A 26,463-nucleotide genomic window follows, 5' to 3' on the forward strand; every position below is an offset into this window, starting at 1 on the left:
TTATGGCATTATTTAATTTTCAGAAACCCGATAAAGTAATAATGATCGATTCCTCAGATTTCGAAGGAAAGTTCGAATTTCGTCCTTTGGAACCTGGTTATGGATTGACTGTTGGGAATGCATTAAGAAGGGTATTGCTTTCTTCATTGGAAGGCTATGCCATTACGTCCGTAAGGATAGACAAGGTAGAACATGAGTTCTCAGTAATTCCTGGTGTTGTTGAAGATGTAACCGAAATTATCCTGAATTTAAAACAAGTTCGTTTTAAAAAGCAGATAGAGGATTCAGAAGCGGAAGTTGTTTCTATCTCCGTTAGTGGAAAAGAACAATTGACTGCCGGCGATTTTCAAAAATTCATTTCTGGATATCAAGTGTTGAATCCAGATTTGGTAATATGTAATATGGATGCCAAAGTGAGCATCAATATGGAAATCACCATTGATAAGGGAAGAGGTTATGTTCCTGCCGAAGAAAATAAAAAATCTGGAGCACCTATCGGTACCATTGCCGTAGATTCTATTTTTACACCAATTAAAAATGTAAAATATAGCATAGAGAACTTTCGTGTAGAACAAAAGACCGATTATGAAAAATTGGTTTTTGAGATTGTATCCGATGGTTCCATACATCCTAAAGATGCTTTGACCGAAGCGGCCAAAGTGTTGATTCATCACTTTATGTTGTTCTCTGACGAGCGTATTACGCTTGAGGCGGACGAAATTGCTCAAACAGAGACTTACGACGAAGAGTCTTTGCATATGAGACAGTTGCTAAAAACCAAATTGGTGGATATGGACTTGTCAGTAAGGGCATTGAACTGTTTAAAAGCGGCTGAAGTGGATACCTTGGGCGACTTGGTTTCATTTAACAAAAATGATTTGATGAAGTTTAGAAACTTCGGTAAAAAATCATTGACCGAGCTTGAGGAGTTGGTAATCAACAAAGGTTTGAGCTTTGGAATGGATTTGTCAAAATATAAATTAGATAAAGATTAATTAATCATATTTTGCTCCTCGTTCCAACGGGTCTGGTAGCAAGATGATAATATAAAAACATGAGACACGGTAAAAAAGTTAATCATTTAGGAAGAAAAGCTGCGCATAGAAAAGCTATGTTGGCAAATATGGCTTGTTCCTTAATAGAGCATAAAAGAATAAACACTACTGTTGCTAAAGCCAAAGCGTTAAAGCAATTTGTTGAACCTTTGATCACAAGATCTAAAGCAGAGAATAATTTGACTGCCGATAAGGGAACACACAACAGAAGAATAGTGTTTAAATACCTTAGAGATAAATATGCTGTAACAGAATTGTTCAGCGTGGTATCTGAAAAGGTTGCCGATAGACCTGGTGGTTACACTAGAATTATCAAATTAGGAAATCGATTGGGAGATAATGCCGATATGGCCATGATCGAATTGGTTGATTTCAATGAGTTGTACAATGCTGGTAAACCTAAGAAGAAATCTACAAGAAGAAGTCGTAGGGGAGGAAGTAGTGCTACCGATAAAGCAGAAGCTGTAGTTGAAGAAACTAAAGTAGAAGAGCCAAAAGTAGAAGCTGCACCAGAGGCCAAGACTGAAACTGAATCTGAATCTCAAACCGAGAACAAGGCCAAAGAGGATGATTCAAAAGAATAACATGTCAATAAATATTGATAATTATGAAAGGATAAGCCTAAAAGCTTATCCTTTTTTTATGTTTTTTTGTTAACTGTAACAAGTAAAGAGGTAGAATGAAATATCAATCTAAAAAGAAAGCGTTTATATTACTGGCCGATGGTACTATTTTTTATGGTAAATCTGTAGGTGATAAAGAGGGGACTGCCTTCGGAGAAGTTTGTTTTAATACTGGAATGACAGGGTATCAGGAGATTTTTACAGACCCTTCTTATTTTGGCCAATTAATGGTTACTACAAACGCCCATATAGGAAACTATGGTACAAACGAGGAAGAGATAGAATCTGACTCCATTAAAATATCTGGGTTAATTTGTAGAAACTTTAGTTATGAATACTCTCGGTCTATAGCAGATGCTAGTTTAGAAGAATTTTTGAACAAACACAATCTCTTTGCTATTTCTGATGTAGATACAAGGGCATTGGTTAATTATATTAGAGATAATGGTGCGATGAACGCGGTTATATCTACCGACGTTGATAATATGGAGGCCTTAAAAGCGCAGTTGGCAAAAGTGCCAAGTATGGAAGGCTTGGAATTGGCATCTAAGGTGTCTACCCAAGAACCATATTTTTATGGGGAACAGGACGCTCCTTTTAAAATTGCCGCATTGGATATAGGAATCAAAAAGAATATTCTTAGAAATTTGGCAAAACGGGGTGCTTATATAAAAGTGTATCCGTACAATGCCAAGTTCTCAGATATGGCCGACTGGAATCCTGATGCCTATTTTATCTCTAACGGCCCTGGTGACCCCGAACCATTGGAAGATGCAATTAACGTTGCCAAGGAAATTATAAAATCAGATAAACCGCTTTTTGGAATTTGTTTAGGGCATCAGGTAATTGCTTTGGCAAATGGTGTGTCTACCTATAAAATGCACAATGGCCATAGAGGTATTAACCACCCCATTTTGAATTTGAAGACGGGTAAAGGAGAAATAACTTCCCAAAACCATGGTTTTGCCATCAATAGGGAAGAAACGGAATCAAATGATAATTTAGAGATAACACATGTTCATTTGAATGATCAGACCGTTGCCGGTATTAGAATGAAAAACAAGGATGTGTTTTCTGTTCAGTATCACCCAGAAGCAAGTCCGGGCCCTCATGATGCCGATTATCTTTTTGACGATTTTTTTAAATTAATTGAGAAAAATTCAAAACAATCGGCCTAAGTTTAAATTATCATTATATTATTTGCATTTAAAAGGTGTAAATGTTCACTATGAAAACAAGGTTTGTATCTTTACAAATCATTTTTATAAACAATTTAATTAAGAGAATAACAGATGAGTATCATATTAAGTGTTCATGCGAGACAGATTTTAGATTCTAGAGGAAACCCTACGGTAGAGGTAGATGTAATTACCGAAAATGGTGTTTTGGGAAGGGCCGCTGTGCCATCAGGAGCTTCTACAGGAGAACATGAGGCAGTGGAATTACGAGACGGGGGAAACAGTTTTATGGGAAAAGGTGTTATGAAAGCTGTCGAGAATGTAAATACCATTATTGCAGAGGAGATTTTGGGTATGTCCGTTTTTGAACAAAATCTTTTAGATCAAACCATGATCGATTTAGATGGTACTCCCAACAAATCAAAATTAGGGGCCAACGCTATTCTTGGTGTTTCTCTTGCTGCTGCCAAGGCCGCTGCCAACGAGTTGGGTCTTTCTCTTTATAGATATATTGGAGGCGTAAGTGCAAATACCTTACCGGTTCCAATGATGAATATCATAAATGGAGGTTCACATTCAGATGCTCCTATTGCATTTCAAGAATTTATGGTAATGCCCGTTAAGGCCAAGAATTTTTCTCATGCCATGCAAATGGGAACTGAAATTTTCCACAACTTAAAGAAAGTGTTACACGATAGGGGTTTAAGTACTGCAGTAGGAGACGAGGGTGGTTTTGCGCCTAATCTTGCCGGAGGTACCGAAGATGCCTTGGATACTATTGCTAAAGCGGTAGAAAAAGCAGGTTATAAATTGGGAGATGATGTGATGATCGCTTTAGATTGTGCTTCTGCGGAATTTTATGTGGACGGTAAATATGATTATACCAAATTTGAGGGCGATAAAGGAGTGGTTAGAACTTCTGAAGAGCAAGCGCAGTATTTGGCGGATCTTGCCGCTAAATATCCAATAATTTCCATTGAGGACGGTATGGATGAAAATGACTGGGACGGTTGGAAAGCCTTAACCGAAAAAATTGGAGATAAGGTGCAATTGGTAGGTGATGATTTGTTCGTAACAAACGTAGAAAGACTTTCTACTGGAATAGAAAAAGGTATAGCCAATTCTATTTTGATAAAAGTAAACCAAATAGGAACGCTTACAGAAACAATAGCAGCTGTGAATATGGCTAAAAATGCCGGATATACTTCTGTTATGTCACACAGATCGGGAGAGACCGAAGATAATACTATTGCCGATTTGGCGGTTGCCTTGAATACAGGACAAATAAAAACCGGTTCTGCATCAAGATCTGACCGTATGGCGAAGTACAATCAATTACTTCGTATCGAGGAAGAACTGGGAGGTATGGCATATTATCCACAAGAAAAGGCATTTAAGGTTAAGTAATGCCAATCGATAAAAATTAGAAAAAGGCTTTCATTGGAAAGCCTTTTTTTTTGGTCTAATCTAAAACTTTGCCTACCTTTTAAATAATTATGAATTATTAAAAAAATGTAGACTCCATATGAATAATTTTCTTTTTGTTTCCGCAGAGAACGATGCAATTCCCAATTGCAAAGCGGGTGGTATGGGTGATGTGGTAAGAGATGTTCCCCGAGAAATCGCAAAAAGAGGAGATAAGGCCCATGTGGTAGTACCTGCGTATTCTAGATTGCATAAAAATGCGATTTTTAAAACTGATCTGGAGTTCAGTCTAAGGGGGGTGGATTACAAAGCTGAATTATATGAGGTGCTTCCCAAAAAAATAATCAAGAATATTACCCATTACGTGATTCATCATCCAGAGATTACAGAAGGTGGTATCGCCCATATTTATCATGACGATCCAACAGAACCTTTCTTTAATGATTTTATTAAGTTCATGATTTTTTCTACAGCTGTGGCAGAGGCAATAAAAATTGGAGCTTTTGGTGATTTGGATATCGTACACATGCACGATTGGCACTCAAGTGCAGTTCTTTTTTTAAAAACATATCATCCTGCGTATAAGGATTTGAAAAAGATGAGATATGTGTATAGTATCCATAACTTGGCAATTCAAGGTATACGGCCTTTTTATGATAACTATGCCTCGGTACATAATTGGTTTAACGATATACCTTTGGATCATGAGGCGTTAAAGGATCCGAGATATCAAGACTGTATTAATTTGATGGCCGTAGGAATAAGGTTGGCAGATGCCGTTCATACGGTTTCACCTTCGTATAAAGAAGATGTAATGCTTCCAAGCAGGCCTCCGGAATTTATTGGAGGGGAAGGTTTGGAAAAAGACTTGCAGCAAGCCGATAATGAAGGTAGGCTGTTCGGTATTCTGAACGCATCCAATTATAACAATATAAGAACAGCTGAAAAGGGGTTTTTATATAGAAATATAGTGAAGGCCCTGTTTAGGTGGCTTCAAGACGAATCGAAAAAGTATAAAGCGGATTTCTTGGCCCACACAGGAGAAAAAATAATGAAGTATGTAGGTAATAGACCTAAGTTTATAGTTTCTAGTGTGGCCAGGCTGACCGAGCAAAAGTTCTATTTCTTAAAACAATCCCCAGAGGCCTTCGAGGCAATTCTTGAACGCCTAAAAAAAGTAGAGGGTATTTTTATGCTCTTGGGTACCGGAAATCCTGATTATGAGGAAATGTTCCGAGAAATGAGTTACAAGCATGATAACTTTGTCTTTACCAATGGCCAATCCGAAGATTTGATAGACTCTATATACCTAGAGACAGATCTATATTTTATGCCCAGTTTGTTCGAGCCATGCGGTATAAGTCAAATGTTGGCCATGAGAAATGGAAACCCCTGTTTGGTGCATCATACAGGAGGTTTAAAAGATACGGTTGCACATATGAAAACCGGCTTTGCTTTCGGTGGCGACACCTATGAAGGTAAAATACAGAATATGCTTAAGGTCTTTGATGAAGCTTTAACTATTTGGGACAAAGACAAGCCTAAGTGGAAGCGTATACAGGCCAATGCAAAAAAGATGCGTTTTACATGGGAAAACTCTGTAGATGAGTACTATAAAGATCTTTATTTGTTATAGTCTTTCCGGTCAATATCCTTATTGTTAATTTTTGCCCAAACAGAAGAGTTAAATTGTTAAAACACCCCTATTTTATTAACTTTACAACAATAGAATAATAAGTAAAATTTTAAAATGTCAGATAAAGCTACTTTAGAATATAACGGTCAAAAGTATGAGTTTCCAGTAATAAAAGGAACTGAGGACGAACTCGCAATTGATATTAAAACATTACGCTCCTCTACAGGGGGTATGATCACCATAGATCCCGGTTATAAGAATACTGGTTCATGTGAAAGTGCCGTTACTTTTTTGGATGGTGAAAAAGGAATATTAAGATATAGAGGGTATTCTATAGAGGAATTGGCGGAGAAGGCCGACTTTTTAGAAGTTGCCTATTTGCTAATATTCGGTGAATTGCCCAATGAAGAAGAACTGGCCAAATTTCATAAAGATATTACGGACGAATCTCATGTAGATGAGGAAATGAAAAAGATTTTGGACGGGTTTCCTAAATCTGCGCACCCAATGGGGGTTTTGTCTTCGTTGACAAGTGCTTTGATCGCTTTTAACCCATCGACCGTAGATATTAGTTCAGAGAAAGATATGTATCATGCCATTGTACGAATATTGGCTAAATTTCCGGTATTGGTAGCGTGGACCTTACGTAAGAAAAAAGGATTGCCGTTAGACTATGGGGATGATACTTTGGGATATGTTGAGAATATCCACAAAATGATGTTCAAGCGTCCCAATCAAGAATATAAAAGAAACAAAGTTGTTATAGATGCTTTGGACAAGTTGTTGATTCTTCATGGTGACCATGAGCAGAATTGTTCTACTTCTACGGTAAGAATAGTCGGTTCTTCACATGCTGGGCTGTTCGCTTCGTTATCAGCAGGTATTTCTGCTTTGTGGGGACCATTGCATGGTGGTGCCAACCAAGCGGTTTTAGAGATGTTGGAAGCTATTGAGGCCGACGGCGGCGATACAAAAAAATATATGGCGAAGGCTAAAGACAAAAATGATCCGTTTAGGCTTATGGGCTTTGGCCATAGGGTTTATAAAAACTTCGATCCTCGAGCCAAGATCATTAAAAAAGCAGCGGACGAGGTACTTAGTGACCTAGGTATCGATGATCCAATTTTAGATATAGCCAAAGGCTTGGAGAAAGAAGCATTGGAAGATAAATATTTTGTAGATAGAAAATTATACCCGAACGTCGATTTTTATTCTGGAATTATATATCGTGCATTAGGTATACCTACCGAAATGTTTACGGTGATGTTCGCTCTTGGAAGGTTGCCCGGATGGATCGCCCAATGGAGAGAAATGAGATTAAGGGGCGAACCTATAGGTAGACCAAGACAGGTTTATATAGGGGAGAAATTAAGACCTTTTGTAGATTTGAAATCTAGATAATTAAGACTAATGTTAGAGCAAATAAAACGCCCTCTTAAATTTTTAAGAGGGCGTTTTTTAATAGTACCTTAGCGCAAAAAAATATCGTATGCTTAAGCTTAATATAAATGATGAAATCTCGCCATTAAAAGCTGTGGTGTTGGGTACTGCCAAAAGCTGTGGTCCGGTTCCAAAGCCTGAGGAAGCATATGATCCAAAATCTTTGGAACATATTCTTGCAGGGACATATCCAACAGAGAAAGATATGGTGAAAGAAATGGAGGCATTCGCCGCCGTTTTTGAAAAATATGGGGTCAATGTTTTTAGACCCGAAGTTTTAGAGGATTGCAATCAAATATTTTCTCGGGATATTGCTTTTGTAATAGAAGATAAATTGATCGTGGCCAATATTTTACCCGATAGGGAAAGAGAAGTGGAGGCGATTTTACATGTACTTGATAAAATTGAAGAAAAAAATATTTTGCACCCACCAGAAGAGGTACATGTAGAAGGGGGCGATGTAATGCCTTGGAACGATTATATTTTTGTGGGTACTTATACAGGTGAAGATTATGCCGATCAAATCACTGCACGTACCAATAAGTATGCCGTCGAATATTTAAAAAGACAATTTCCCCATAAGAAAGTAAAATCATTTGAACTTAGAAAAAGTAAAAATGCCAAAGAAAATGCACTGCACTTAGATTGTTGTTTTCAACCTTTGGGAAAAGGTAAGGCCATACTTCATAAAAATGGCTTTTTGGTCGAAGAGGAGTATTTATGGTTGGTAGATTTTTTTGGAAAGGAAAATATTTTCGAAATAACGTCTGATGAAATGTACAGAATGTTCAGTAATGTTTTTTCTATTTCACCAAGTGTTGTTGTTTCGGAACGCAATTTTGAAAGATTGAACAATTGGCTTAGAGATCAAGGGTTTGTTGTAGAGGAAATTCCGTATGCCGAGATTTCGAAACAAGAAGGCCTTTTAAGATGTAGCACATTACCTTTAATTAGAGACTAGTTTATTATGCAGATTACCAATACTATATTGATGATTCGACCAGTGAATTTTCGTATGAACGAACAAACTGCGGTCAATAATTATTTTATGGAAGACTTGAAAGAAAAGAACAAGACCATAAATGAAAAAGCACAAGAAGAATTTGATGCATTTGTAGATAAATTACGCGGAGTTGGATTAAATGTTATTGTTGTTGACGATACTTTAGAACCGGATACTCCAGATAGTATATTTCCCAATAATTGGATTTCTTTTCATAAAAATGGTACAGTAGGAGTATATCCTATGTTTGCCGAAAACAGAAGAAACGAACGAAGAGAGGATATTTTAGAAACTATTGAAAATCATGGCTTTCTAATAAATAACATAATGGATTATACTGCAGCTGAAGAGGAAGGTGTTTTTCTTGAAGGTACGGGTAGTATTATAATGGATAGGGTCAATAACAAGGCATACTGTGCCTTGTCAGAAAGGGCAGATGAAGAATTGTTCATAGAGTTTTGTGAAGATTTCGATTGCATGCCGGTAATTTTTACGGCCAACCAAACAGTCGATGGAAAAAGGTTGCCAATATATCATACAAACGTTATGATGGCGATAGGGGAGGACTTTTCGGTTATTTGTTTGGAGACTATCGACGATAAAAAGGAACGGAAAAATGTAATTGATCACTTAAAAAATGATAATAAAGAGATCATTGAAATTACAGAAAAACAAATGCACTCCTTTGCCGGTAATATGTTACAGGTTCTTGCTTCCGACGGTCAACCATATCTTGTGATGAGTTCCGCGGCATATAATAGTTTGAATACAGGTCAAATTCAACAAATAGAAAAGTACTGTAAAATTGTGCATAGCCCCTTAGATACCATAGAAACTTGTGGAGGGGGAAGTGCCCGTTGTATGATGGCCGAAGTGTTTCTGCCAAAAAAGAACAACTGATTACGGGCAATTTGCCTAATAATATACAGCCACTGTTCATTAACGGAACAGATATTTTAGTTTTTTTACGAATTTTAAAGGGATATTGTAAGGGGCGTACCGTAAAGGTAGCTCTGGCCAATATCCTTTTTTTATTATCGCTTTTTTATGCGAAAAGATATCAAAAGAGTGTTTGCCTTGATAGTGGCCTACGCCAGAACTACCTACACCTCCAAATGGTAGTTGACTATTTGTAATCTGTATGACCGTATCGTTTACGGTTCCACCTCCAAAACTATATTGTGAAATAATTTTTTCTTGAAATTTTTTCTTTTTCGAGAATATATAGAGGGCCAAGGGTTTATCGTAGTTAGAGATTAATCTCGAAATATCTTGCTCTGTTTCATACGAAATAATGGGTAGTATTGGACCAAAAATTTCCCCCTCCATTATGCTGCTTTCCACTGTAGGCTCGTTTACCAAGGTGGGAGATAAAAAGAGAGTGTCGTCATTAAAGTTTCCTCCGAAAAGAATTTCTTCGTCCCTTAACATACTTTTGAGGTTGTCATAATGTGTTTGGGTAGTTATTCGAGCAAAATCCTTAGAATTTTCAATGTTTTCACCATAGAAAGCGGTAATAGATTTTTTTAAGGCGTTTACGAGTTTTTCCTTTACGCTTTTGTGAACCAAAATATAATCCGGTGCTATGCAGGTTTGTCCGGCGTTTAAAAACTTGCCCCAAGCTATTCGTTTGGCCGCTATTTGGGTGGAAGCCGATTCGTCTACAATACATGGGTTTTTGCCACCTAGTTCCAACGTAACGGGTGTAAGGTGTTCTGCAGCACTTTTGTATACGATCTTACCTACTTTGGTGCTACCTGTAAAGAATATATAATCCCATTTGTTCGATAACAGTTTTTGTGATACGTCTACCCCTCCTTGCACAGTGCTTACATATTCTTCATCAAAGACCGTCTTGATGATATCTTCGATTATCTGAGATGTGTACGGGGTTAATTCCGATGGTTTAACTACGGCCGTATTACCAGCGGCGAGGGCTCCTATCAGCGGCGACATAATAAGGAGAAATGGGTAGTTCCATGGTGCTATTATAAGGGTGTTGCCATATGGTTGGGAATAGATGTAGTCGGACGAAGGAAAGTTTACCCAGGTGGAGGAAACTTTTTTTGGGCTGCTCCATTCCTCTATGTTTTCTATAGCATGGTTTAATTCTGAAAGTGCAAATTGTGTTTCGGAGGCCATGGCCTCGAATTTCGGTTTTTTAAAATCTTTGTATAAAGCCGTGCAGACCTCATCTTCAAAGTCCATAATGGCCTTTCTTAATTTTTTTAAATAGAATTTCCGGAATTTTACATCCTTTGTTTTTCCCGACAGAAAGAAATTACGCTGTTTTTCTACCAATGGCTCTATCATAAATTTATAAGACTTTAGTAAGGTAAATTACATTAATTATTTCTTTTATCTACTTAAACGGCATTGCTTGTTGTCTTTTTGTTTATAGGGCTGGTTGTTGCAATATTTTTTATCATACCCCTAAAAATGAAGTAATGAAAAGGAACAATACTGTACCAGTACAAACGTCCTTTTAAACCTCTAGGCCTAAAAGTTGCTGTTTGGTGCAGTACATTATGTTCGTCTATTTTAAATTCTAACCATGCTTCGCCCGGTAGTTTCATTTCTGCGAATAAAAGCAAACGCTTCTTCTTTTTGTCCGCTAGTAGTACACGCCAAAAATCCAAAGAATCGCCAGGATATAATTTATCGGGGTGGGTTCTTCCTCTTCTTAACCCGACGCCACCCGTCAATTTATCCATAAAACCTCTTATTTTCCATAAATTGTTACCGTAGTACCATCCATTGTTTCCTCCGATTTTCCATATATTTTCTAAAACCTGTTCTGGGTTTTTAATCGATAGTGTTTGATTGTCTTTTAAGACTCCGTATCTGGGGACCTGAATATATTTTTCTAAATTTTGGTTGAAGCGTCCGCTTATCATACTGTCTTTCCAACTACTGACGACAAGGTTCTGTTCTATTTTTTTAAAAGCCATATCAATGGCTTCCATGTAGGTGTGTGGTGTTATATCTAATATTTTAGACAACCTATTGTCTTTGGCGACTACTTCGATTTTCATACTGTCTACCAGGTTCAGAGCAAGTTTGTACGAGGTAGAGGTAACAAAATATAACCAATACGAAGATAGCTTTGGTGTCATTATCGGCACGGTAAAAATCCAGTTTTTAAAACCTCTTGCTCGGGCATATTGGTGTAGCATGTCTTTGTAGGTGAGTACATCGGGACCTGCAATATCAAAACAATCATCATAGGTTTCTTTTTTGCCCAATACCCCAATAAGAAAGGCAATAACGTCTCTAATAGCAATAGGTTGGGTTTTGGTCAGCACCCATTTTGGGGTAATCATCAGGGGAAGTTTTTCGCAAAGATCTCTTATGATCTCAAATGAAGAACTGCCGGACCCAACAATGATTCCTGCCCTTAGTACGGTTAGTTTAAAAGTGCCCCGAGCAAGAATGTCTTCGACATTTTTTCTTGAACTTAGGTGCTTGGAAAGCGTTTCATCATTGGCAATACCACTCAGGTAAATAACCTGTTCGATATTGGTATTTTTTACAAGCGAATTGAAATTTACGGCCATGGCCGCTTCCTTTTCATCAAAATCCGTTGTGGAAGAACTCATGGAGTGGATCAAGAAATAGGCGGCATCCAAATCTTTTGGCAGTAACTTGTACTTTACCTCGTTCAGAAAATCTATTTCGATAACCTCAATCTTTTTTCTGGTTTCCTCATCAACCGATAACCTGCTTTCATCCCTTACCGCACATATGACCTCATGGCCTGCACCCAATAATTGGGGTATCAGCCGCATACCAATATAACCATTGGCGCCGGTTAAGAGAATTTTCATGATAAGGCAATTTTGAACATATGAAAAAGATAGTGTTGTAAACGGTTAAAATAATGATGGTCAATTTTATAGATCTTCGATAGAGGTGGGGGAGTTGTCTGCCCTGTACTCCAGTATTTTTTTGAAAAATTTCTGAACCGCCTTGGTATCAGAGGCTACTTTTATAAAGTAATGGTCTTTATATATAGAATATACCGAGGAATCACCTTTGTAAAGGGTTAATTTGTAATAAGGTACTACCAATGCATATGTTTCCAATAAAGATCGGAACCTTACAATAATTCCGTTGGGTCTCATTTCAATGTTACAGGTGTTCCTATTTTTGTCCAAGATGAGCAAGTTCCTGATTTCTATGCTCGTATCGGTAATTATAAGTTTTGGAGAACCAATACCCCCCATTTCGAAACGTTGTTTTAATGTAAACGGTTTGCCAACCTGCTTATCTATCTTTTTGGTGATTTCGCTATTGTTGTACGAGACGTTTAAAAGCATACTGTTTTTAATAAGGGTAGTTTCCTTTAAAGTTAATCAATTGAAAGGTGAATGCGCATCTGTTTGCCTTAAAAAGCGCAAAAAATGCTTAGTTTTGCAGCCTTAATTACATGTTGATGAATATTCAGAAAGTCCTTGACGAGAAAGTAAAAGAAGCAGTATCGGCTACCTATGGTATAACCCTGCCTACGGTAGAGTTTCAACCGACCAGAAAAGATTTTGAAGGTGATGTCACCGTAGTGGTTTTTCCAATGCTAAGGCATATAAAAGGAAATCCTGTTCAGATAGGGGAACAGATCGGAACCTATTTGGAAAAAGAGGTTTCTGAGGTTTCTGGTTTTAATGTCGTAAAAGGATTTCTTAATATTTTAATTTCGGATTCGTTTTATCTGGATTTTTTCAATAAGGTAAAAGATAATGGTAAATTTGGTCTGGTTACGGCCCAAGACGACGCGGTGATGGTAGAATATTCTTCGCCCAATACCAACAAACCACTTCATTTAGGACATATTAGAAATAACCTTTTAGGGTATTCCGTGGCCGAAATATTAAAGGCATCGGGGAAAAAAGTATACAAAACGCAAATTATCAATGATCGTGGTATTCATATCTGTAAAAGTATGTTGGCCTGGCAGCGTTTTGGAAATGGGGAAACACCTGAAAGTACAGGGCTAAAAGGGGATAAGCTGGTCGGAAACTACTATGTAGCTTTTGATAAGGCCTATAAGGAAGAAATTGCCCAATTGGTTGCAAAGGGCATTGAAAAAGAGGTTGCGGAAAAGGAAGCTCCCATTCTTTTGGAAGCACAAAAAATGTTGCAAAAATGGGAGGCTGGTGATGAGGAGGTGGTTTCTTTATGGAAAAAAATGAACGGTTGGGTGTATGAAGGTTTTGAAACTACCTATAAAAATCTAGGAGTAGATTTTGATACCTATTATTATGAGAGCGATACGTATCTTTTAGGTAAGGATGTGGTTGCCGACGGATTGGAAAAAGGTGTTTTTTATAAAAAGGAAGATGGTAGCGTGTGGATAGACCTGACCGATGAGGGCTTGGATGAAAAAATAGTATTAAGGTCCGATGGTACCGCTGTATATATGACACAGGATATTGGTACGGCCATACAAAGGGTCAAAGATTATCCGGATGTAAACGGAATGGTCTATACCGTAGGGAACGAGCAAGATTACCACTTTAAGGTACTGTTCTTGATTCTAAAAAAATTAGGGTTTACTTGGGCCGATAAGTTGTACCATCTTAGTTATGGAATGGTGGATCTACCCAGTGGTAAAATGAAAAGTAGGGAAGGTACCGTTGTGGATGCCGATGATTTAATGGAGGACATGACCCAAACGGCGGCCGCTATTTCTGAAGAGTTGGGCAAGTTGGAGGATTACTCCGATGCCGAGAAAAAAGAGCTTTATAAAATGATCGGTCTTGGAGCCTTAAAATACTTTATTTTAAAGGTAGATCCTAAAAAAAGAATTCTGTTCGATCCAGAGGAGTCTGTAGATTTTCAAGGTAATACAGGTCCTTTTATCCAATATACATACGCGAGGATACAATCTATACTAAGAAAGGCCAAAGAAACTAATGTTGAAAGGGCTGCCATGGTGGAGGTTTCTGAACTTCATATAAAAGAGAAAGAGTTGATCAAACAGATTCAACTTTTTCCGGAAACGATTCAGCTTGCGGCAGAGAACTATAGTCCTGCATTGATCGCCAACTATACCTATGATTTGGTGAAAGAATTTAATTCGTTCTATCAACAAGTTTCTATACTGGGTGAAGAAGATGTGAAAAAGAAAGACTTTAGGGTGCAGTTGTCAGAAAAGGTAGGTAACACTATTCAATCTGCATTCAGGTTATTGGGTATTGACGTTCCAGAAAGAATGTAATGCTAAAATTGTATCCTAAAACTGGCATTGGGCGTAACACCTAGCGATGTGCGCTGAACGGTTTCTATTTCATTGGCTTCGTTAAGCCTGTAATAAGTGTTCAAAACATTCTTTCTGTTGGTAAAGTTTAGAACGGATATGCCCGTAGAGGCTTTAATTCTCGGACTTATTTTAAAATCGTAGGTCACTGATGCGTCGGCCCTAATATACTCTGGTAAACGGCTACTGTTCGGTCTTTGGTAATTGATCTGATAAGGAAAAGAGGTGTCGTCAACTGGGGCATCGGCATCTGGTTCGGTGTATGGTTTTCCTGATCTGTAATTTATTCCAAGGCCTATTTTGAAATTGTTGAAATTATAGTTTCCGGCAATGGTCAAGGAGTGCCTAATGTCTAGGTTGTTAGGGAATTGGGTTGGTATAATGCCTTCAAAAGTATAATCGTTAAAGTTGTAGGTGTAACTTAACCAAGCGCTGTAATCGTTGTTTTTTTTATTGATCAAGAATTCGATTCCTTTAACGGTATATTCCCCTATCTCATTGTTAAATTGGTTTTCGTTTTGAAATCCTTGGGTTCGTACATTGATGCCCGTAACCATTTTATAGAAACCTTCGATACCTGCATAAAAATTGTTCTTGTCATAATTAAAACCTATAGAACCTTGTTTGCTTTTTACTACAGGCAATGTAGTGCCATCGGCTAAAATCCATCGTCGTTTTTCAATACCGAGAAAATTCTGTTCCAAATCTATTATCTGGTTGGTAGACTGACTTTTAAATTCTCCGAGCACCGCTGTTTTAAAATTTGGGGCTAACTCATAACTTAGGTTAAGTCTAGGTTCCAGTACAAACTCTTTAAAGGTGTTTATGTTTTCGATATAATTTAATCTGGCCCCAACTTTTGCCATAAACCTTTTGTTGGAAGAATTGTATTCCCCTTCGGAATATAAAGAATGAGTGTAGATAACCCCCTTGATATTGCTTATAAATTCGGGCTCGTTCAAATCTGTCTGATTCTGTATTCCCGTTTCGGTGACCTGGTAACCGTTTGTCCAACTAAGATTTTCGTTAAACATATAGATCGTGGTAAGTTTTGCACTCTTCTCTAGAACAAGATTACTTTGTAATAACCTTTGTCTGTCGGCATCGGAAATACTCAGGGCATTTAAACGGTACCTAGTGTAATAGAGGTTCAGGTCGGTTTTAAAATTGTCTGTCCATTCACTTTCCAAGGTAGCGCCAAAAGAAATGTTGGTCTGGTCTAAACTACTATTTTTAGAATCACCATCATTTAAATTTGTTTCTAGGTAATCTAGATGATTTTTTATGTGTATTAGGCTAATTCGTAGTTTCTGGTACGGGTCAATATCATAAAGAAGCTTTCCTGAGAAATCATAAAAATAAAAATCATTGTCCGATTTTACATCACTGTCCTGAAAAGCCTTCTCCGAAAAAGTATTGTATGTAGGGGTGTTCAAAAAATCTGTAAGAGAACGTCTTCCAGAAAATTGTATAGCCAAATTATCTTTAATAGGTACTTGGCCATATACGTCACCACTTATAAGGTTTAGCCCGGCTCCACCATAGACCGAGTTGGTTATGGTGTTTTTTGTTCTCATATCCATTGCCCCACTTACGCCATCACCATAAAGGGCACTGGTGCCATTTTTTATGATGGTTATTTTGTCTGTGAGATATGGGTTAAAGGCAGAGATCAAACCAAAGAAATGTCCGGATTGATACATTTTTATACCGTCCCATAGAATTAGGTTTTGGTCATTGGTGCCCCCTCTTATATTAATGTCCGAAACGGTTTCGTCCACACTTTTTATGCCAGGCAACGATTGTACCGTTTGTAGTATATCGGGTTCTGTAAGGCCTGGTAAAATACCAAATTCATCGGTGTTCATTTGAATACTGCCATCGGGTAATTTTAAAAGGCCGTCGGCTAAAAATTTATAGACGATTACCTCTTCTAGTTCTTGGTAGTTTTGGGCCAATACAATTCTTTTGCAAGAAGATGTGCCGATTAAATTTTCGGCCGTTGTAAAATATGGTTTAAAGCCCAAGTGGGTAATTTGTACAATGGCCTTTCTAGGAATGTTTTCGAGGTAAAAGGCACCTTCAAGATCAGTGATGGTCGCTTTGTCGGTATTTAATATTTGAACCGTGGCCCCTGGTATGGTGTTGTCTTCATAATTGTCCAGTATTGTGGCACAAATACTAATGCCGCTGTTTTTAGAGACCGAATAATAGCGGTCGTTCAACTTCTGAATCTGTAACGAGGTCTTTTCCAATATATATTCTAAGGCAGCCTGTAAGTCGTAGTTTTTTGGTTTTATAATCTTTATTTCCTGTAGGTCGGCATCGGCATAGGAAAACTTTACATTGAACTCGTTTTCCAATTCTTGTAGAAAAACTATAATATCAATGTTCGAACTAATAGTGTCTTGGGCCGTGCCATTACTTTTTATAAGTAATAGTACTAGTATAAGAATGCGGTTGGCCAGTGTCTTAAGGTGCGTTTTCTTCATAAAACAGCACTTTGTTCCCTTTAAGTTCATACTTTATGTGCAAGGGGGTGCTAATACTTTTTAAAGCTAAATCGGTGTCGGTATTACTGAATGTTCCCGTGAACAGTTGGTTGTCATCTATTTGGCTTGCGTCTACCGTTATATTGTGCTGACGTTGAAATTCTGCCAACACATATTTAAGAGGTATACTTTTAAACGAACTTTCATTGTTCAACCAAGAAGGTTGTCCGTTTTTTGTTACTTCAGATTTGGTCACGGCACCATTTATGGCTATCAGCGAATATCCGGCGGAAAGTTTTGTTTCTTGACCGTTCATGGTAACACTTACCAGGCCTTCAAAACAGCTCACCTCAAAAAAACCTTCACGATTTTCTACATTAAACTGTGTTCCTAAAACGGTAACCGACCCTTGTTCGGTGGTTACGGTGAATTTTTTTCCTTTGGCCACTTTAAAAAAGGCCTCGCCATCTAAGGTGATATTTCTTTTTTTGTCCCAATTTTTTTCATTGTACGACAGCTCCGATTCTGCGTTCAGGATAATTTCAGAGTTGTCGGGCAAAATAATTTCTTTGTTTTCGGCAAGTTCGGTGATAACGGTTACGCCAAGTGTGCTTAGATAAAAATAAGACCCCGCAATTAATACCGCTATTACCGCAGCGATTTTTAAGAATGTTTTAAAGGGGGCCAACGTAATTACTTTTGGGGCTTTTTGCACACGATGGTTCTCAATGCTTTCCCAAGCTTTTTCCATATTAAAATCAGGGGCCTGTAATTTTTCTGAAGTGTCCCTGATCTTTTTATAGGTAGCATACTCTTCAGATTCCTTAAAAACCTTCAGTTCTGCTTCCGTTAGCTCGCCGTTAAGCCATTTTGCCAAGTAGTTTTCTTGCATAATTTTAGCTTTCTACCTTTAAATAACAATCAGAAGTTATAAAACCCTACCTCTAATTTAATAATATTGATTTTCTTTAGATTCCATCTATTTTTTTCCTTAGGTTTTTAAGGGCCAAATGCATCCTTTTTTCTATTGCCTTTATGCTAACGCCTTCCATTTCGGCAATTTCAGCATATTTTTTTCCATCTATCCTATTAAGTAGAAATGTGGTACGTTGGTTGTCGGGCAAACCGTTTAACGCATTTTCCAGTTTTTCTTTAAACTGGGTTTCCTCTAAAATAAATTCAGGATTTTCGTTGGTGGTCTTTAATGTTTTGTCTGCATACTTCAATCGCACCTTTTCCGCTTTTATAACATTTAGGTAAAGGTTGTTGGCAACCGTGTATAAAAAAGATTTAGCTTTTGCCGGCGAAACCTTCGAACAGTTTTCCCAAAGTTTTACAAAGGCCTCTTGTACGGCATCGTTAGCTTTTTCTTCGTTGCCAAACTTATAGTAGATGTAATTGAAAATGGTTTTGGAGTAGTCGTTGAATATAGAACTGTAGACATTTTCCTTACATACGTTTTGTTTGTCCTCGTTTTTCAACTGTTCGTTTTTTTCAAAGATATTTTAAAAAAAATAAAAAAGAAGGTAGGGTTTTTTTTTAGTGGATTGTTTTAAGACCGAATAAACAAATAATACCAAATCGTTATGAAAAATTTATTTAGCTACACTATCTACTTTAGCCTTTTAATGGTGGTTTTGAGTTTTACCTCATGTCAAGATGAATTTGAGGAAATATCTACCGACGAACAAGAGACCATTACAGCTAATAGTGCTACCGCAAGTTTGGTTAAGAGTGCTTCTGCCAAAGATGGTTCTTTTGATGATGTTGTGGACAATTCTTCCTGTTTTGCCATTAAATTTCCGTATACGGTGTCTATCAATGGTTTAGAAATTGTTGTAGATTCTTATAAAGACCTATGGTTTTTAAAGGAGTTGGTTAAACAATATGATGATGACTTTGGTGATATGTTGACCATTGTTTTTCCAATTACGATTACTTATTCCGATTTTAGTGAACTGACCATAAACAACCTTGTTGAATTTAGGGAATTGGCAAATGAATGTACTGGTGATCCGGTAGATGCCCGTATACCTTGTGTTGCGTTCGTGTACCCTATAAAGCTATTTACCTTCGACTTGAACAATCAGCAAACGGGATCTGTTGAAGTGGAAAGCGATTTGGCGTTGAGACGTTTTTTTAAGGATTTGGACGATGACTCTTTGGTGAGTATAGATTTTCCTATCAGCCTTAAGAAAAGAGGGGGAGAAGAAGTGGTTGTAAATAGTAATGAAGAATTGGCAATCGCTATAGAATCTGCCAAGAACTCATGTATCGTAGATGATGACTTTTTTGATGATGATTTTTATGATGACGATGACGACGATTGTGAAAATTGTAGTACCGACCAACTTACCGAAATGCTTTTAGCTTGCCCTTATTGGTATGTTTATGAATTGAAATTGGAAAATGAAGGAGGTTTAGAGGAGGAATATGACAACTATTGGTTTTCTTTTAAAGAAAATGGAAATGTCAATGTAACTGTAAATGATGAGGTTTTTGAGGGGTCTTGGGCTGCAAGTAGTAGTTTGAATACCACGGCACTGGTAATCAATATTCCAGATCTTACGAATTTTAACGCTACTTGGCGATTGGACGAAATAGAAATTGGTGATGGTTTCAAGAAAATAGAGTTTGAGTTTGGCGATGAAAACGAGATGGTACTTAAAAGTGATTGTAGAGATGAAATACCTGCAGTATGTGAAACGGAAGTCATCGTAGAGACCCTAAATAATTGTACTTGGGATATAACCAATATAGACGGTACTTTCTTTGAAGAGCTTACCATAGATTTCTCAAATTATAATATCCACGTTTATAGTGATGATGATAATGATGAAACCGAGAATGTTCTCGACGAAGGAAATTGGGAAATATCAGGAACAACCATCACTTTTAATAGTTTAAGTATGACTTTGGCTAATTATGTAGGTGAGTGGGAGATTGTTTCTTGCGAGCCCGAACGATATAAACTTCAAAGAGGAGAAGAAATTATTGTGTTGACCAAAGATTGCGACTAGTGGTCGAATAGCATAAAGCCATCCAAAATACACCGCCGACAGTAAAGAGTTGGGCCTCGTTGGTGGTGTTGATGGAGGTTTTTAACACGACTTGGTAGTTGAAAATTAAAACCTTTTTACCCCACTATTTATAAATAAGGAGCATCCGTTTTACGGATGCTCTTTTTGTTTGTTATATTTTGGCGGGGTTTATGCCCGATTAGCGTTGATATTATTAAATTTGCATTCCCCTTAAAATTGCAATAAGATGTTTGATAATTTAAGTGATAAGTTAGATAAGGCCCTTCATGTACTAAAAGGTCATGGGCAAATAACGGAGATCAATGTAGCGGAGACCACCAAAGAGGTTCGTAGAGCCTTGTTGGATGCGGATGTCAATTTTAAAATTGCCAAGGAATTTACCAATAGGGTAAAAGAGAAGGCTTTGGGGCAAAACGTTCTTACGACCCTGCAGCCAGGGCAATTGATGGTGAAGATAGTAAAAGACGAACTTACTGCCTTAATGGGGGGTGAGTCGGAAGGGATCAACCTTTCCGGAAATCCTTCGGTAATTTTAATGTCAGGTCTTCAAGGTTCGGGTAAAACAACCTTTTCTGGAAAATTGGCCAACTTTTTAAAGACGAAGAAATCTAAGAATCCGTTGTTGGTAGCCTGTGATGTGTACAGGCCTGCGGCAATAGATCAGTTGCACGTGGTCGGGGAGCAAATAAATGTTCCGGTATATTCCGATAGGGACAATTCGGATCCGGTGGCCATAGCAAAAGCAGGTATAGCCAAAGCGAAGGCAGACGGTAATAATGTGGTAATAATAGATACTGCGGGCCGTTTGGCCGTAGATGAAAAAATGATGTCGGAAATATCCGATATACATAAGGCCATATCACCACAAGAAACTCTTTTTGTAGTGGATTCGATGACAGGTCAAGATGCTGTAAATACGGCAAAGGCATTTAACGATGTTTTGAATTTTGACGGTGTTATCTTGACAAAATTGGATGGTGATACCCGTGGTGGTGCGGCCATCTCCATTAAATCTGTTGTAAACAAACCCATTAAGTTTATAGGTACGGGAGAAAAAATGGAAGCCATTGACGTCTTTTACCCAGACCGTATGGCAGACCGTATTCTTGGTATGGGAGATGTTATTTCGTTGGTAGAAAGAGCTCAAGAACAGTTCGACGAGGAAGAGGCCAGAAAGATCCAGAAGAAAATCGCGAAGAATAAATTCGGTTTTGACGATTTTCTCAATCAAATTCAGCAAATAAAGAAAATGGGTAACATGAAGGACCTTATGGGGATGATACCCGGAGCAGGTAAGGCCTTAAAAGGGTTGGACATAGACGATGATGCCTTTAAACATATCGAAGCAATAATTTATTCCATGACACCTGATGAACGTTCAAACCCATCAAAATTGAATGCAAGCCGAAAAAAGCGAATAGCAAAAGGTAGTGGCAGACAAGTTCAAGAGGTCAACCAACTGTTAAAACAGTTTGACCAGATGAGTAAAATGATGAAAATGATGCAAGGCGGTGGCGGTAAAAAAATGATGCAGATGATGAGCGGCCTAGGGCGCTAACAAAACGGTAGAACCAATTCTAATATAATTGTATTTATAGTGCCATGGAAATACTTGACGGTAAAAAAGTATCAAATCAAATAAAGGAAGAGATCGCTGCCGAGGTAGCAAAAATGAAAGAAAGAGGAGAAAAGGTTCCTCATTTGGCGGCAATTATCGTTGGTAACGATGGTGCCAGTCTTACGTACGTGGGTAGTAAAGTGCGTTCTTGTGAACGTGTGGGCTTCGAGTCTACCTTGATAAAAATGCCCAGTACCACTTCTGAGCAAGAACTTTTAAACAAGATCCACGAGCTTAACGATAATAAGGATATCGATGGCTTTATAGTGCAATTACCATTGCCAGAACAAATAGATACCCAAAAGGTGATCATGGCGGTGGATCCCGATAAGGATGTGGACGGGTTTCATCCTACCAACTTTGGAAAAATGGCCCTTGATATGAGTACTTTTATTCCTGCTACGCCATTTGGTATTTTAGAGTTGTTGGAACGCTATAATGTGGATACCAAAGGCAAGCATACCGTAGTGATCGGAAGAAGCCATATCGTAGGTAGACCTATGAGTATTTTAATGGGAAGAAAAGGATGGCCAGGTAATTCTACCGTAACATTGACACATAGCCATACAAAGAATATTACCCAGATTATTTCCCAGGCAGATATTGTAATATCCGCACTCGGGGTTCCTAAATTCTTAAAGGCCGAAATGGTTAAGGACGATGCCGTAATTATAGATGTCGGTATCACAAGGGTGCCAGATGATACTCGGGAAAGAGGGTATTATATAACGGGTGATGTAGATTTTGAAAATGTAAGTAAGAAGGCGTCGTATATAACCCCGGTGCCGGGAGGTGTAGGCCCTATGACCATAGCAATGTTGTTAAAGAATACACTGCTTGCCAGAGAAAGACATAGAAGTAGAGATTAAAAAATGCCCCGACGGGGCATTTTTTTTTAGTATATAATTTTAATCCCCTGTAACATTTCAAGTATTATCTAGTCTAATATTTCACTAAACAAAATCTATCATGATGAAATCAAATTACTTAAAAATGGGGGCTTTAGCGGTCTTTGTTTTGTCTTATGCCTGTAAGACCGATGTTAAAGAGGAACCGACAAAGGAATTGACCTCGGGAATTTTGCAGGAAAACATGGATCTTAGTGTAAGACCTGGGGACAATTTTACGGCCTATGTAAACGGTACTTGGGTTAAGAATACAGAAATTCCTGCAGACAAAGCCTCGTATGGTGTTGGGTATATGGTTCATGAAGAGTCTGAAGAGAATGTTAGAAAAATAATAGAGGAATCGGCTTCGGGTAATTTTGAAAAGGGGTCGGACGAACAAAAGGTCGGTGATCTTTATAAATCATATATGGACCTCGATACAAGAAACGAATTGGGGGTAACACCTTTACAAGATGAGTTCGATAAGATAGATGCGATCAAGAATTATGATGAATTGGCGACCTATTTTGCCTATGCCAACAAGTACGGTCTAAATGTTCCCTTGGGCTTGTTCGTTTATCAAGATTTTAAAGATCCTACCATATATACGGTATATGCTTGGCAGGCAGGGTTAACATTACCGGATAGGGAGTATTACCTAAAAACGGATGAACGGTCAAAAGAAATTCAAACAAAATATGTAGCGCATATTGAGAAAATGTTCGACTTGGCCGGATTGCCGAACGGAACTTCTTCGGCAAAGACCATAATGGATCTAGAAACCAAAATAGCATCCAAGCATTTGGAAAAGGAAAAAACAAGAGACTTGGTTGGTTTGTACAATATGTTTCCGGTAGATACCTTGTCCAATATAATGCCAAATTTTAACTGGTCGAATTTCTTATCGGAAGCAGGTTTGCAAAATCAAGATAAGTTAGGGTTGTTGATGTTGGACTATACAAAAGCCTTGGACGGTATTATTGCCGGCACCGATTTAAGTACTTGGAAAACCTATTTAAAATGGGGCGTGTTAGACTCTAATGCGTCTCGCCTTACAGAAGCCTTGAACCAACAGAATTGGGAGTTTTACAGTAAAGAGTTAAGAGGGATAAAAGAACAAAGACCATTATGGAGAAGAGGGGTGTCTGCAGTAAACGGTACACTTGGTGAAGTAGTGGGTAAGGTATATGTGAAAAGGCATTTTCCGCCAGAAGCCAAACAACGTATGGAGACTATGGTAGAAAACTTGCTAAAAGCATATGAGGTGAGTATAAAGGAGTTGGATTGGATGAGTGATGAAACCAAAAAAGAGGCGTTGGACAAATTGAGCAAGTTTACACCGAAAATCGGATATCCCGACAAGTGGAAATCCTATGATATAGACATTAAGGCAGATGATCTATATGGAAATATCCACAGGGCCAAATTAATGGAATACAATAGAGAGCTTGCCAAATTGGGGCAGCCTATAGATAAGGATGAATGGGGAATGACGCCCCAGACAGTAAATGCCTATTACAATCCTACGATGAACGAGATTGTTTTTCCGGCAGCAATACTACAACCTCCCTTTTTCGATTTAAATGCAGAAGATGCGATTAATTATGGGTCTATAGGTGCGGTAATAGGTCATGAGATAGGGCACGGTTTTGATGATACGGGCAGCACTTTTGATGGCGATGGTGCCATGAGAAATTGGTGGACGGATTTTGATAAGGAAGAATTTAAGAAACGCACCGCCGCTTTGGTAGACCAGTACAATAGTTATGAGGTTTTGCCAGATGTTCATATTAACGGTGAGTTTACCTTGGGTGAAAATATCGGTGATTTAGGTGGCCTTAGTATAGCACTTAAAGCGTATAAGATGTCTTTAGAGGGTAAGGAGTCTCCTGTTTTAGATGGTTTTACCGGCGAACAACGTGTATTTTTAGGATATGGGCAAACTTGGCTGAACAAACAGAGAGATGAGGCCCTAAGGGTGCAAATAAGTACCGACCCCCATTCCCCTGCAGATTATAGGGTGAACGGAATTGTGAGGAACGTACCTGAATTTTATACGGCATTCGATATCAAGGAAACAGATTCATTGTATCTATCACCAGAAGAAAGAGTTAAAATCTGGTAAAAGATTTTTATAGTAAAGAAAAACCTTCAACCTTTAAAAGTTGGAGGTTTTTTTATTCTGGTAATTTTGATATTTCAATGCCTGTTTCGGTAGAGTCGTTGGGTGTTAGAATATCAATATCATTACTGTCGTCATACTCGCAGCTAGCTACCAAGATTACGGTTGTTGCTAAAATTAGAATTCCTGTTATTTTCTTCATAATAATTTGATTTTAAAGGAATAAGAATTTTGTTCGTTCATGAAATATTACAACGTTTAAAAATTAAAAATGGTATAAGGCCTGTTGTTTTAAAGAGCGAAAAAAATGTCAAAATAGAACGGTATTCGGTCAATGGCCAAAAGGCGTTTTATTGCTTTAATGTCAAAAAAAGCGTAAAGTGTTTTAAAATAAATAAGGAGATGATGACGAACCTTGGCGTTTATTCTTGTTTGTAACTTTTATTTATTGAATCGTTAAAGTTGTCAAATAATCCAATTTATGTTAATAAAAGATTATTTTGTGCTACGATTTAATGATATTGGAATCTAATGCAGTTTTTTTCCTTGGTTAGAAACTCTGTTGGTTTCGAATAGCCTTGGCATGAAAATAAAACTAAAACCTTTTTTTGAGTCATCTGTAGATATGCTTTGCATAGCGGATTATGCAGGGTATTTTGTTGATATAAACCCGGCCTTTGTTAACTTATTGGGATATACAAAAGAGGAGCTGTTTTCAAAAAAAATCAATGAGTTCGTTTTTGAAAAGGATAAGAGAGATACGCAGCAGGTAAGGGATGAGATGTTGAAGAATACCCCAATAGTGAATTTTCAGAATAGATATGTAAATAAGGCAGGTGATATAATATGGCTCTCATGGAGTGCTGTACCGGTAGAGGAAGAAAAATTGGTGTATGCCATTGCCAAAGACATCACACATGAGGTTCAGCTTAGAAATCAACGAATTCAAGAGTTTTCCAAGCTTAAAAATGTAAACGAAGATCTTTTTCGTATAAATTATACAACGTCTCACGATTTAAGGGCTCCTATCAATAATATGCTTTCCTTGTTCAAGATGTTGGATTATGATCATGTAAAGGACGATGCCACACTTCAATTGTTGGATTATATAAAAATGTCGGCCCAGGGTGTTAAGGATTCTCTTGAGAATTATTTGGATTTGATACAAACGGTGGGAGAGAAATCACATGATCTTAAAGAGGTATATTTTGAAGAGGTACTTTCTAGGGTGTTGAAAAATATTGGGTCGTTGTTGACCAGCTCTAATACTAAAATGGAATACGATTTCTCATCGTGTGAAAGTACTTGCTTTAATGATATATATATAGAAAGTGTTTTTCTGAATTTAATAACAAATTCGGTAAAATATGCCCGACCGGGAATCGCTCCGGTAATTAATATTTCTACAAGTATCGAAGAGGGACAAAAACAATTGATTTTTTCTGATGAGGGTCAAGGTTTTGATATGGAAAAAAATGGGCATAAGATTTTTATGCTCAACGAGCGTTTTGATAATCGGCAAGAAGGAAAGGGAATAGGGCTTTATCTAGTATATAACCAATTAAGAAGTTTAGGCGGTAGTATTTCGGTAGATAGTGAGCCTGACAAGGGCGCTACATTTTGCATTCAGTTTCCCAGCTAGTTCGTACGGTAATTCGAAAATCAGATTTTTGTAGTCGCTTTTAAA

General features: G+C 37.8%; 21 protein-coding genes. 14 read left to right on the top strand and 7 right to left on the bottom strand.

Annotated elements, in window-relative coordinates; genetic code table 11:
- Positions 1-2: 2 nt before the first annotated feature.
- From J8L85_RS06785 to J8L85_RS06820, 8 genes are all read left to right on the top strand, one after another.
- Positions 3-995 (top strand): DNA-directed RNA polymerase subunit alpha, encoded by a 993-nt coding sequence (locus tag J8L85_RS06785; protein ID WP_047246254.1) that lies wholly within the window; start codon positions 3-5, stop codon positions 993-995.
- Between the two features lie 59 nt (positions 996-1,054).
- Positions 1,055-1,639 (top strand): 50S ribosomal protein L17, encoded by a 585-nt coding sequence (rplQ, locus tag J8L85_RS06790; protein ID WP_211015775.1) that lies wholly within the window; start codon positions 1,055-1,057, stop codon positions 1,637-1,639.
- Positions 1,640-1,734: 95 nt separating this feature from the next.
- Positions 1,735-2,856: a glutamine-hydrolyzing carbamoyl-phosphate synthase small subunit gene (gene carA / locus J8L85_RS06795; protein ID WP_211015777.1), complete on the top strand. Its 1,122-nt coding sequence runs from the start codon at positions 1,735-1,737 to the stop codon at positions 2,854-2,856.
- Positions 2,857-2,970: 114 nt separating this feature from the next.
- Positions 2,971-4,263 (top strand): phosphopyruvate hydratase, encoded by a 1,293-nt coding sequence (eno, locus tag J8L85_RS06800; protein WP_211015779.1) that lies wholly within the window; start codon positions 2,971-2,973, stop codon positions 4,261-4,263.
- 118 nt (positions 4,264-4,381) lie between these two features.
- Positions 4,382-5,917: a glycogen/starch synthase gene (locus J8L85_RS06805; protein WP_211015781.1), complete on the top strand. Its 1,536-nt coding sequence runs from the start codon at positions 4,382-4,384 to the stop codon at positions 5,915-5,917.
- Between the two features lie 114 nt (positions 5,918-6,031).
- The gene (locus J8L85_RS06810; RefSeq protein WP_211015784.1) at positions 6,032-7,318 is read left to right on the top strand and encodes a citrate synthase; all 1,287 of its coding nucleotides are present in this window, start codon (positions 6,032-6,034) and stop codon (positions 7,316-7,318) included.
- 88 nt (positions 7,319-7,406) lie between these two features.
- Complete coding sequence (locus J8L85_RS06815; RefSeq protein ID WP_211015786.1) at positions 7,407-8,318, top strand: arginine deiminase family protein; 912 nt, start codon at positions 7,407-7,409, stop codon at positions 8,316-8,318.
- A 6-nt stretch (positions 8,319-8,324) separates the two neighbouring features.
- Positions 8,325-9,260 carry an arginine deiminase-related protein gene (locus J8L85_RS06820; protein WP_211015788.1) on the top strand — a complete coding sequence of 312 codons (936 nt, stop codon included), beginning with the start codon at positions 8,325-8,327 and terminating at the stop codon, positions 9,258-9,260.
- A 39-nt stretch (positions 9,261-9,299) separates the two neighbouring features.
- Here the strand turns inward: J8L85_RS06820 and J8L85_RS06825 are convergent, their stop codons facing one another.
- From J8L85_RS06825 to J8L85_RS06835, 3 genes are all read right to left on the bottom strand, one after another.
- On the bottom strand, positions 9,300-10,673 hold the full coding sequence (locus tag J8L85_RS06825; RefSeq protein ID WP_211015790.1) for an aldehyde dehydrogenase: 1,374 nt from the start codon (positions 10,671-10,673) through the stop codon (positions 9,300-9,302).
- Positions 10,674-10,726: 53 nt separating this feature from the next.
- The gene (locus J8L85_RS06830) at positions 10,727-12,187 is read right to left on the bottom strand and encodes an SDR family oxidoreductase (protein ID WP_211015792.1); all 1,461 of its coding nucleotides are present in this window, start codon (positions 12,185-12,187) and stop codon (positions 10,727-10,729) included.
- A gap of 66 nt (positions 12,188-12,253) precedes the next feature.
- Positions 12,254-12,679: a hypothetical protein gene (locus J8L85_RS06835; protein WP_211015794.1), complete on the bottom strand. Its 426-nt coding sequence runs from the start codon at positions 12,677-12,679 to the stop codon at positions 12,254-12,256.
- Between the two features lie 116 nt (positions 12,680-12,795).
- On the opposite strand from J8L85_RS06835, the gene argS reads away from it, so the two are divergent.
- A complete protein-coding gene (gene argS / locus J8L85_RS06840) occupies positions 12,796-14,577 on the top strand; it encodes an arginine--tRNA ligase (protein ID WP_211015796.1) in 1,782 nt (593 codons plus the stop codon).
- 2 nt (positions 14,578-14,579) lie between these two features.
- Here argS and J8L85_RS06845 read toward each other — a convergent pair whose 3' ends face one another.
- The 3 genes from J8L85_RS06845 to J8L85_RS06855 all read right to left on the bottom strand — a co-directional run bounded on the left by J8L85_RS06845 (position 14,580) and on the right by J8L85_RS06855 (position 18,589).
- Complete coding sequence (locus J8L85_RS06845) at positions 14,580-17,108, bottom strand: TonB-dependent receptor plug domain-containing protein (RefSeq protein ID WP_211015798.1); 2,529 nt, start codon at positions 17,106-17,108, stop codon at positions 14,580-14,582.
- Complete coding sequence (locus J8L85_RS06850) at positions 17,089-18,000, bottom strand: FecR domain-containing protein (protein WP_211015800.1); 912 nt, start codon at positions 17,998-18,000, stop codon at positions 17,089-17,091. Before J8L85_RS06850 ends, J8L85_RS06845 begins: the two co-directional genes overlap by 20 nt.
- A 76-nt stretch (positions 18,001-18,076) precedes the next feature.
- Positions 18,077-18,589 (bottom strand): RNA polymerase sigma factor, encoded by a 513-nt coding sequence (locus J8L85_RS06855; protein WP_211015802.1) that lies wholly within the window; start codon positions 18,587-18,589, stop codon positions 18,077-18,079.
- A gap of 105 nt (positions 18,590-18,694) precedes the next feature.
- Here J8L85_RS06855 and J8L85_RS06860 point away from each other — a divergent pair, with 105 nt between their 5' ends.
- The 4 genes from J8L85_RS06860 (at position 18,695) to J8L85_RS06875 (ending at position 24,779) form a co-directional block, all read left to right on the top strand.
- The gene (locus J8L85_RS06860; RefSeq protein ID WP_211015804.1) at positions 18,695-20,128 is read left to right on the top strand and encodes a hypothetical protein; all 1,434 of its coding nucleotides are present in this window, start codon (positions 18,695-18,697) and stop codon (positions 20,126-20,128) included.
- A 247-nt stretch (positions 20,129-20,375) separates the two neighbouring features.
- Positions 20,376-21,707 (top strand): signal recognition particle protein, encoded by a 1,332-nt coding sequence (ffh, locus tag J8L85_RS06865; RefSeq protein WP_211015806.1) that lies wholly within the window; start codon positions 20,376-20,378, stop codon positions 21,705-21,707.
- 44 nt (positions 21,708-21,751) lie between these two features.
- Complete coding sequence (locus tag J8L85_RS06870) at positions 21,752-22,636, top strand: bifunctional 5,10-methylenetetrahydrofolate dehydrogenase/5,10-methenyltetrahydrofolate cyclohydrolase (protein WP_047246239.1); 885 nt, start codon at positions 21,752-21,754, stop codon at positions 22,634-22,636.
- A 100-nt stretch (positions 22,637-22,736) separates the two neighbouring features.
- Positions 22,737-24,779, top strand: a complete 2,043-nt coding sequence (locus tag J8L85_RS06875) for a M13-type metalloendopeptidase (RefSeq protein ID WP_211015808.1) — start codon at positions 22,737-22,739, stop codon at positions 24,777-24,779.
- A 52-nt stretch (positions 24,780-24,831) separates the two neighbouring features.
- Here J8L85_RS06875 and J8L85_RS06880 read toward each other — a convergent pair whose 3' ends face one another.
- Positions 24,832-24,978, bottom strand: a complete 147-nt coding sequence (locus tag J8L85_RS06880; protein WP_157491663.1) for a lysis protein — start codon at positions 24,976-24,978, stop codon at positions 24,832-24,834.
- 381 nt (positions 24,979-25,359) lie between these two features.
- Between J8L85_RS06880 and J8L85_RS06885 the strand changes: the two genes are divergently transcribed.
- Positions 25,360-26,418, top strand: coding sequence for a PAS domain-containing sensor histidine kinase (locus tag J8L85_RS06885; RefSeq protein ID WP_211015810.1), 1,059 nt, complete (start codon positions 25,360-25,362; stop codon positions 26,416-26,418).
- The last annotated feature ends 45 nt before the right edge of the window (positions 26,419-26,463 follow it).

This window comes from Maribacter sp. MMG018 (assembly GCF_018100785.1).
In the GTDB taxonomy this organism is placed as follows: Bacteria; Bacteroidota; Bacteroidia; order Flavobacteriales; family Flavobacteriaceae; genus Maribacter.

What these genes read in the sequence shown, in the direction of transcription:
- J8L85_RS06785 (WP_047246254.1), top strand. Translation starts at nt 3, where the DNA reads ATGGCATTATTTAATTTTCAGAAACCCGATAAAGTAATAATGATCGAT.
- rplQ (WP_211015775.1), top strand. Translation starts at nt 1,055, where the DNA reads ATGAGACACGGTAAAAAAGTTAATCATTTAGGAAGAAAAGCTGCGCAT.
- carA (WP_211015777.1), top strand. Translation starts at nt 1,735, where the DNA reads ATGAAATATCAATCTAAAAAGAAAGCGTTTATATTACTGGCCGATGGT.
- eno (WP_211015779.1), top strand. Translation starts at nt 2,971, where the DNA reads ATGAGTATCATATTAAGTGTTCATGCGAGACAGATTTTAGATTCTAGA.
- J8L85_RS06805 (WP_211015781.1), top strand. Translation starts at nt 4,382, where the DNA reads ATGAATAATTTTCTTTTTGTTTCCGCAGAGAACGATGCAATTCCCAAT.
- J8L85_RS06810 (WP_211015784.1), top strand. Translation starts at nt 6,032, where the DNA reads ATGTCAGATAAAGCTACTTTAGAATATAACGGTCAAAAGTATGAGTTT.
- J8L85_RS06815 (WP_211015786.1), top strand. Translation starts at nt 7,407, where the DNA reads ATGCTTAAGCTTAATATAAATGATGAAATCTCGCCATTAAAAGCTGTG.
- J8L85_RS06820 (WP_211015788.1), top strand. Translation starts at nt 8,325, where the DNA reads ATGCAGATTACCAATACTATATTGATGATTCGACCAGTGAATTTTCGT.
- J8L85_RS06825 (WP_211015790.1), bottom strand. Translation starts at nt 10,673, where the DNA reads ATGATAGAGCCATTGGTAGAAAAACAGCGTAATTTCTTTCTGTCGGGA.
- J8L85_RS06830 (WP_211015792.1), bottom strand. Translation starts at nt 12,187, where the DNA reads ATGAAAATTCTCTTAACCGGCGCCAATGGTTATATTGGTATGCGGCTG.
- J8L85_RS06835 (WP_211015794.1), bottom strand. Translation starts at nt 12,679, where the DNA reads ATGCTTTTAAACGTCTCGTACAACAATAGCGAAATCACCAAAAAGATA.
- argS (WP_211015796.1), top strand. Translation starts at nt 12,796, where the DNA reads ATGAATATTCAGAAAGTCCTTGACGAGAAAGTAAAAGAAGCAGTATCG.
- J8L85_RS06845 (WP_211015798.1), bottom strand. Translation starts at nt 17,108, where the DNA reads ATGAAGAAAACGCACCTTAAGACACTGGCCAACCGCATTCTTATACTA.
- J8L85_RS06850 (WP_211015800.1), bottom strand. Translation starts at nt 18,000, where the DNA reads ATGCAAGAAAACTACTTGGCAAAATGGCTTAACGGCGAGCTAACGGAA.
- J8L85_RS06860 (WP_211015804.1), top strand. Translation starts at nt 18,695, where the DNA reads ATGAAAAATTTATTTAGCTACACTATCTACTTTAGCCTTTTAATGGTG.
- ffh (WP_211015806.1), top strand. Translation starts at nt 20,376, where the DNA reads ATGTTTGATAATTTAAGTGATAAGTTAGATAAGGCCCTTCATGTACTA.
- J8L85_RS06870 (WP_047246239.1), top strand. Translation starts at nt 21,752, where the DNA reads ATGGAAATACTTGACGGTAAAAAAGTATCAAATCAAATAAAGGAAGAG.
- J8L85_RS06875 (WP_211015808.1), top strand. Translation starts at nt 22,737, where the DNA reads ATGATGAAATCAAATTACTTAAAAATGGGGGCTTTAGCGGTCTTTGTT.
- J8L85_RS06880 (WP_157491663.1), bottom strand. Translation starts at nt 24,978, where the DNA reads ATGAAGAAAATAACAGGAATTCTAATTTTAGCAACAACCGTAATCTTG.
- J8L85_RS06885 (WP_211015810.1), top strand. Translation starts at nt 25,360, where the DNA reads ATGAAAATAAAACTAAAACCTTTTTTTGAGTCATCTGTAGATATGCTT.